The sequence below is a fragment of the Mesorhizobium sp. M7A.F.Ca.CA.003.01.2.1 genome, assembly GCF_003998945.1.
In the GTDB taxonomy this organism is placed as follows: domain Bacteria; phylum Pseudomonadota; class Alphaproteobacteria; order Rhizobiales; family Rhizobiaceae; genus Mesorhizobium; species Mesorhizobium ciceri.
Genome location: NZ_RZRA01000281.1, coordinates 1 through 5,964 on the forward strand (window position 1 = coordinate 1; position 5,964 = coordinate 5,964).

Below are 5,964 nucleotides of genomic sequence, written 5' to 3' on the forward strand. Positions count from 1 at the left end.
GTGTCGGCCCCGCGCGTCAATGCAAGGGCATAGGCGCCATGAAAGCAGTCACCGGCGCCGGTCGAGTCGACGACGGCAACCCGTTGCGGAGGCAGGTGCCAGAGCCCTGTCTCGTCGCGTCCGCGATAGAAGACGCCTCTGCCGCCATCCGTCAGAACCACGGCGGACCGCGACGGCAACCACAATGCATCGAGTATCTCGGCCGGCGAGTGGCGGCCGGTGGCGGTCCGCGCAAAGCCCAGCGGAAGAATGAGATGGTCGCAGAGCCCGATCAGTCTCTCGGTGGCCGGGCCGTGGCTCCATTCGACATCGCCGAGGATCGCAAGGCCGAGATCGCGAGCCCGAGCCACGACATCCAGCGACCCGATCCCGTAACTGTCGACGATCAGGACAGTCGCGCGGCTGAGAACCTCGTCCGGAAAGTCCGGCGCGGTGCCCAGCATCGCTTCGTCGTCATACGCGATGAACCGCTCCCCATCCGAACCGACGGTGATCCGCGAGCGCACCGGGCGCGCGTGCGGGTGGCGCGGCGCGAACGCGGTTTCAACGCCGCTCGCAACGAGATCGCACAACACGGCGTCGTCGGCGGCACTGCCCAGCCATCCGACGAACCCGGCGCTTCCGCCGAGCCGCGCGACGGCGGCAAGTGCCGTCGCGACGTTTCCCCCGAAAGCTCGGGCACTTTGCAAAACCTTCCCCTTGCCCGCCGACAACGGCTGATCGACATAGACGATGTCGTCGATCGCAATAGCTCCGAAGCCGAGGATTGAAGGGACGGCGGGCATCGTTCAGGCACCCGCCTTCGCCAAGGCGTCTTGCGCCGAAAGGCCGTCATGGATGACGCCCCGAAAGGCGATCGCTGCCTTTTCCGGATCGCCGTGCCCCCAGAGATTGCGGCCCACCACGGCACCGCGCGCGCCTGCACGGATGGCGTCCGCCGTCTGTTGAAGGGCGCCGAGCAGCGTGTCGGTCTTCGGACCACCAGCGATCACAACCGGCACCGGGCAGGTCCGAACGGTCTCTCGGAACGACTCGAAATCGCCCGTGTACCCGATCTTGATCACATCGACGCCGGACTCGTAGCCGATGCGTGCCGCATAGGCGATCTCGTCGGGGGTGAAGACGATTTTTGCCCCGTCGGTGAAATCGCGAGGGTAGATATGCGCTACCACCGGCATGCCGTAACGAGCCGCCGCGTTCACCGAATCGGTCAGCCAGCGTATGTATTTTCCCTCGGTCGCGCCGCGCACCGGAATGGCCACGGCCAACGCATCGGCGCCGGCGCGCACCGCATCCTCGGGCGTTGCAATCAGTTCACTGATGCGATCGTCTGGGGTGAAGCAGCCGGCCTGGATCACCAGGGAAGCCTTGCCCGCATATTGCGGCCACAGATGGCGCGCGGTGCCAGGCTGGATGCTGACGTAGTCAGGTTTGCCTACCATGACGCGTGCAAGCGCACCCGGCAGGTCGGCAAGACCTCCTTTGCGCACGTCGCCATAGCCGACAAAGTGGTCGACCGCGCCGCCAAAAAGATTCCCCGATGGATGTGAGAAGAGGCGCGCCAGGCGCACCTTGGTTCCGAGGCTCATGAGTCCAAAACTCTCCAATTGATTGATTTCAAAATCCTGGACCCAGTGTTTGCGAAAGAAATAACAAATGCAATCTTTCGAAAGCTTTCGAATTCGCCTATTTTCGGTAGAGTGAACCGAGGCCAGGGCGATCGCTTGGCGCATGGAGGCAAGGACAGGCCAATGTTGTCAGAGCAGAGACGCCAATCGATCCTGGGTGAAGTGCAACGCAGCGGACAGGTTCGCATCAAGGACCTGTCAGACGATTTTGGCGTGTCGGAAGTCACGGTGCGCTCCGACCTCGAGATACTGGATCGCAAGGGACTGCTGACCAAGACCCGCGGAGGCGCGGTGACCCGGACCACGGATTCGACCACGGCCGCGTTCGCCCGGCGGATGCAAACAAACCTCGATGCAAAGAAACGCATCGCCCGGGCAGCGATAGACCTGTTCGAGGACAACCAATCGGTCATCTTCGATGGCGGCTCGACATTGATGCAGGTTGCCATGCTGTTACCGCCGCTCAGCAATGTCGTGGTCGCGGCCACGGCGATGAATATCGTGCAGCATCTGATGCATCGGCCCGGGCTCGACGTTCACATGATCGGCGGCCGGGTCTACCCGGATACGGTAAGCACGCTGATCACCGATGCCGACACGGCTCTCGGCGGCTTGGTAGCGCATCAGGTCTTTGTTGGAGCGCATGCAATTGACTCGTCACTGGATGTGGTCGACGTGAACGAAGACATGGCGCGAACCAAGCGAAACCTCGTGCGCATGGCCCGGCGCGTTGTCCTCCTTGCGGATTCGAGCAAATGGGGCGTCAGCGGAACCTCCAAGGCCTTTTCGCTGTCGAGCGTCGATGTCGTGATCACCGACGATGGCCTGTCCGGCCCAATACGCAGCCAGCTTGATAGGACAGGGGCCAAGGTGATCTATGCCTGACCCCGTCGAGGTCCCTGGCCGCGGCGGAAATATCCGATGCGCGCATGACCCACGGCATCCGCATCGGCGGTCGGCCGTTTTTTCATGTCGGTCATTTTCTCCTCCCAGGACTGGCAGCCTCCCGATATCGCGCCAGCATTTTCGCATGTTGTATAAAAATTTTACGCGCGTCAATATTTAAAATGTTGTATAGCCCTTTGCGAAGGCGATCCGTTACTTCTGGGCGGATTCGGCAGACGGTGACCGCGTTGGGAGGTACGATCGAAAATGCACGGGATATCAACGACGAAACTCGGGATCGGCGTCATCGGATGCGGCAATATCTCGATGACCTATCTGCGCAATGCCGCTCTCTTCGGCGGCATCGAGTTGCGCGCCTGCGCCGATATCTCGGCCGACATGACGGCGCTGCGGGCGAAGGAATATGGCATACGGGCACTCGGCGTCGATGCACTGCTGGCCGACCCCGAGATCGATCTCGTCCTCAACCTGACCATTCCGGCGGCGCATTTCGACATTTCGTTTGCCGCCCTTTCGGCCGGCAAGCACGTCTTCACCGAAAAGCCGCTCGCCACCTCGGCCGCCGATGGACGGCGCCTGGTCGACGAGGCGCGGTCGCGCGGGCTGCTGCTCGGCTCGGCGCCCGACACCTTCCTTGGTGCAGCCGGACGCCGCGCCCGCCGGCTGATGGATGACGGCGCCATCGGCCGCCCGGTCACCGGCACCGCCTTCATGATGGGCCGCGGCATGGAGCACTGGCACCCCAACCCGCAGTTCTACTACCAGCCAGGCGGTGGCCCGGTGTTCGACATGGGCCCCTACTATCTGACCATGCTGGTCAATCTGCTCGGCCCGGTCGAACGCGTCATGGCGATGGCGACGCGCGGCCAGGAGGAGCGGCTGATCACTGCCGAAGGGCCATTCAAGAACACCACATTCAAGGTCGGCACGCCGACCAATGTGCTGTCGCTGCTGGAGTTCCGCTCCGGCGCAACCGTCACCTTCGGCGCCTCGTGGGATGTCTTTCGCCACTCCAACCATCCGATCGAACTGCACGGCACGGAAGGCTCGCTGCGCCTGCCCGACCCCGACACGTTCGGCGGCACCGTGTCGCTGTCGAAACGCGGCACCGACTGGAGGGATTTCGCCAGCGAAGGCGAACTCTATGGCGCCCGCAACTGGCCTTATGCGGCGCCCGATCGCGCCAATTACCGCATGCTCGGCGTCGCCGATCTGGTGCGCTCGCTTCAGACCGGCAACACGCCACGCGCCTCCGGCAATCTGGCGCTGCATGTGCTGGAGATCATGGAGGCTATCCTGCGCTCCGGTGAAACACAGGGCTCGGTCGCCATCGCGGGCGATGTCGTCCAGCCGGCCCTGCTGACCGAGGAAGAGGCGAGCGATCTGCTGGCCTGAGGGTATGATCATGACGCTCGATCCGGATGCGCTGCGCGTCCTCGACATGGCTCGTGCAGCCGGCGGCAAGCCATTCGAGACCGGCAGCGTGGCGGCGGCGCGAGCTGCCTACAACGCCTCGTTCCCGACGCTGCAAGGTGAGCATGAGCCGGTCGCGACGACCTTTGAACAGCAGATCGACGGGCCGAACGGCCCCATCGCTGTCCGCATCCATCGCGGCATCGACGCACTGCCGAGCGGGGCGCCGGCGCTGCTCTATCTGCATGGCGGCGGCTGGGTCATCGGCAATCTCGATTCACATGACGAGATCTGCCGCCTGATGGCCAATCTCGGCAACGCCGTCATTGTCTGCCCCGACTATCGCCTGGCCCCGGAGCACAAATTTCCCGCCGGGCTCGAGGATTGCCTGGCGACACTTCGCTTCATGGCCGAGAATGCCGTCGACCTGGGCATCGACAAGGTGCGCATTGGTGTTGCCGGCGACAGCGCCGGCGGCAATCTTGCCGCAGTGCTGGCGCTGCTCGCACGCGATGGGCTCGCTCCACCACTTGCGACGCAGATCCTGATCTATCCCAACACCGACGCGCGGCAGACATCGGACAGCTACCGGCGTTTCGGCGACGGCTTCGGCCTTACCGCGACGACCATGGCATGGTTCCGCGACCATTATGTGCGAACGCCCGACAATATCATGGACTGGCGCGTCTCGCCCTTGCTGGCGCCTGATCTTGCCGGCGTCGCGCCAGCATTCGTGGCGCTTGCGGGCTGTGACATCCTGGCCGACGAAGGGGCAGCCTATGCGGCGCGCCTGCAGGCCGCGGGCGTGCCTATGATCCTGCGGCAATGGCCGGGCCAGATCCATGGCTTCGTCTCGATGGGACGCCATATTCCCGCCGCCCGGCAAGCGGTGGTCGAGGGGGTGACGGCCTGGCGCCACTTCGAGGGATCGACGTCGACCGGTTAGGCCGACTGACGCATCACCAGGTTGGCACCGAGCTTGACGGTGCGCGCCATGCCCTGCTTCGGCGGATCGGCCTCGTCCAGCAGGGCCAGCAGGATCTCGACGCTGCGGCCGGCCATGGCGGTGAAATCCTGCGCCATGGTGGTCAGCGCCGGACAGGTGTAGCGGCTCAGCGGATGGTCGTCGTGGGCGGCAACGCGCAGATCGCAATCGGGCCTGCGGCCGACCTTCAGGCCGCGCGAGTACGCGGCCGCCATTACGCCAAAGGCGAGACGATCGTTGGCGCACAGGATGGTGCGGCCGGGCAAGGTCCCGGCCTCCAGCATTTTTTCCGTCTGCTCGTAGCCGATGCGTTCGAAGTCCCAGGTGTAATCGCGCGCGGCCTCGATGACGGCCGGCTTGAAGCCGGCGGTCTCCATCGCGACGATGTAGCTCTCCTGGCGTTCGCCGGAGTTGTGGTTGACATGCGGAATGTCGAGATAGACCGGCGGTTCGCCCGAGCGACAGAGATAGTCGACGATGGTCGACACGCTCTGCCGGTTGTCGTTGCCGACGAACGGCGTATCGCCCTCGATATAGGTGTCGAAATAGACGATCGGAATGTCCTGCCCGAGCTTGTCGAAGACGCTGCGGTCGGAGGCAAGGCCGAGCGGGGCGATGATCGCGCCGGCCACCTTCAGCGACAGCAGCGTCCTGACCGACTCCGCCTCCAGCTTCGGCGAGCCATGCGAGGAAATGACGATCGGCCAGTAGCCTTCGTCGCGGCAACGAAATTCGATGCGGCTGACCATCTCGGCGTAGAAAGGATCGGTGATCGTCGGCACGACGATGCCGATGTTGCGGGTGCGCTTGCGGTTGAGATTGCGGGCGAAAAGGTTCGGCTGATAGTCCGAGGAACGCAGGGCGGCTTCGATGCGCGCCCGCGTCGCTGGCTTCACGCTCGCCGGATCGTCGAAATATTTGGACAGCGTCGGGCGCGACACGCCGCATGCCTGGGCGAAGTCGTCCATCGTGCGGTGCGTCTTCTCCGCCATCGATATATTCCTGATCCCCTGCCAACGATCGGCCCCGCCC

Annotated in this window: 6 protein-coding genes; 3 read left to right on the plus strand and 3 right to left on the minus strand. The window is 64.1% G+C overall.

Translation table 11 applies throughout. From position 1 onward, the window contains the following. Both EN969_RS13655 and EN969_RS13660 read right to left on the minus strand, forming a co-directional pair. A partial coding sequence (locus EN969_RS13655; RefSeq protein ID WP_127419180.1) for a PfkB family carbohydrate kinase occupies nucleotides 1-785 on the minus strand: 785 nt, incomplete at its 3' end. 3 nt (nucleotides 786-788) lie between these two features. Beyond that, nucleotides 789-1,589: a class I fructose-bisphosphate aldolase gene (locus tag EN969_RS13660; protein ID WP_023756676.1), complete on the minus strand. Its 801-nt coding sequence runs from the start codon at nucleotides 1,587-1,589 to the stop codon at nucleotides 789-791. 162 nt (nucleotides 1,590-1,751) lie between these two features. Here EN969_RS13660 and EN969_RS13665 point away from each other — a divergent pair, with 162 nt between their 5' ends. The 3 genes from EN969_RS13665 to EN969_RS13675 all read left to right on the plus strand — a co-directional run bounded on the left by EN969_RS13665 (nucleotide 1,752) and on the right by EN969_RS13675 (nucleotide 4,893). Then, nucleotides 1,752-2,513 (plus strand): DeoR/GlpR family DNA-binding transcription regulator, encoded by a 762-nt coding sequence (locus EN969_RS13665; protein ID WP_013532952.1) that lies wholly within the window; start codon nucleotides 1,752-1,754, stop codon nucleotides 2,511-2,513. A gap of 267 nt (nucleotides 2,514-2,780) precedes the next feature. Continuing rightward, nucleotides 2,781-3,929 carry a Gfo/Idh/MocA family oxidoreductase gene (locus EN969_RS13670; RefSeq protein WP_013532953.1) on the plus strand — a complete coding sequence of 383 codons (1,149 nt, stop codon included), beginning with the start codon at nucleotides 2,781-2,783 and terminating at the stop codon, nucleotides 3,927-3,929. A gap of 10 nt (nucleotides 3,930-3,939) precedes the next feature. Further along, nucleotides 3,940-4,893: an alpha/beta hydrolase gene (locus EN969_RS13675; protein WP_082826663.1), complete on the plus strand. Its 954-nt coding sequence runs from the start codon at nucleotides 3,940-3,942 to the stop codon at nucleotides 4,891-4,893. Here EN969_RS13675 and EN969_RS13680 read toward each other — a convergent pair. Continuing rightward, nucleotides 4,890-5,924 (minus strand): LacI family DNA-binding transcriptional regulator, encoded by a 1,035-nt coding sequence (locus EN969_RS13680; RefSeq protein WP_063170181.1) that lies wholly within the window; start codon nucleotides 5,922-5,924, stop codon nucleotides 4,890-4,892. The genes EN969_RS13675 and EN969_RS13680 overlap by 4 nt on opposite strands. Nucleotides 5,925-5,964: the final 40 nt, after the last annotated feature.

Coding starts and splice junctions, on each gene's coding strand:
- EN969_RS13660 (WP_023756676.1), bottom strand. CDS start 1,589: ATGAGCCTCGGAACCAAGGTGCGCCTGGCGCGCCTCTTCTCACATCCA.
- EN969_RS13665 (WP_013532952.1), top strand. CDS start 1,752: ATGTTGTCAGAGCAGAGACGCCAATCGATCCTGGGTGAAGTGCAACGC.
- EN969_RS13670 (WP_013532953.1), top strand. CDS start 2,781: ATGCACGGGATATCAACGACGAAACTCGGGATCGGCGTCATCGGATGC.
- EN969_RS13675 (WP_082826663.1), top strand. CDS start 3,940: ATGACGCTCGATCCGGATGCGCTGCGCGTCCTCGACATGGCTCGTGCA.
- EN969_RS13680 (WP_063170181.1), bottom strand. CDS start 5,924: ATGGCGGAGAAGACGCACCGCACGATGGACGACTTCGCCCAGGCATGC.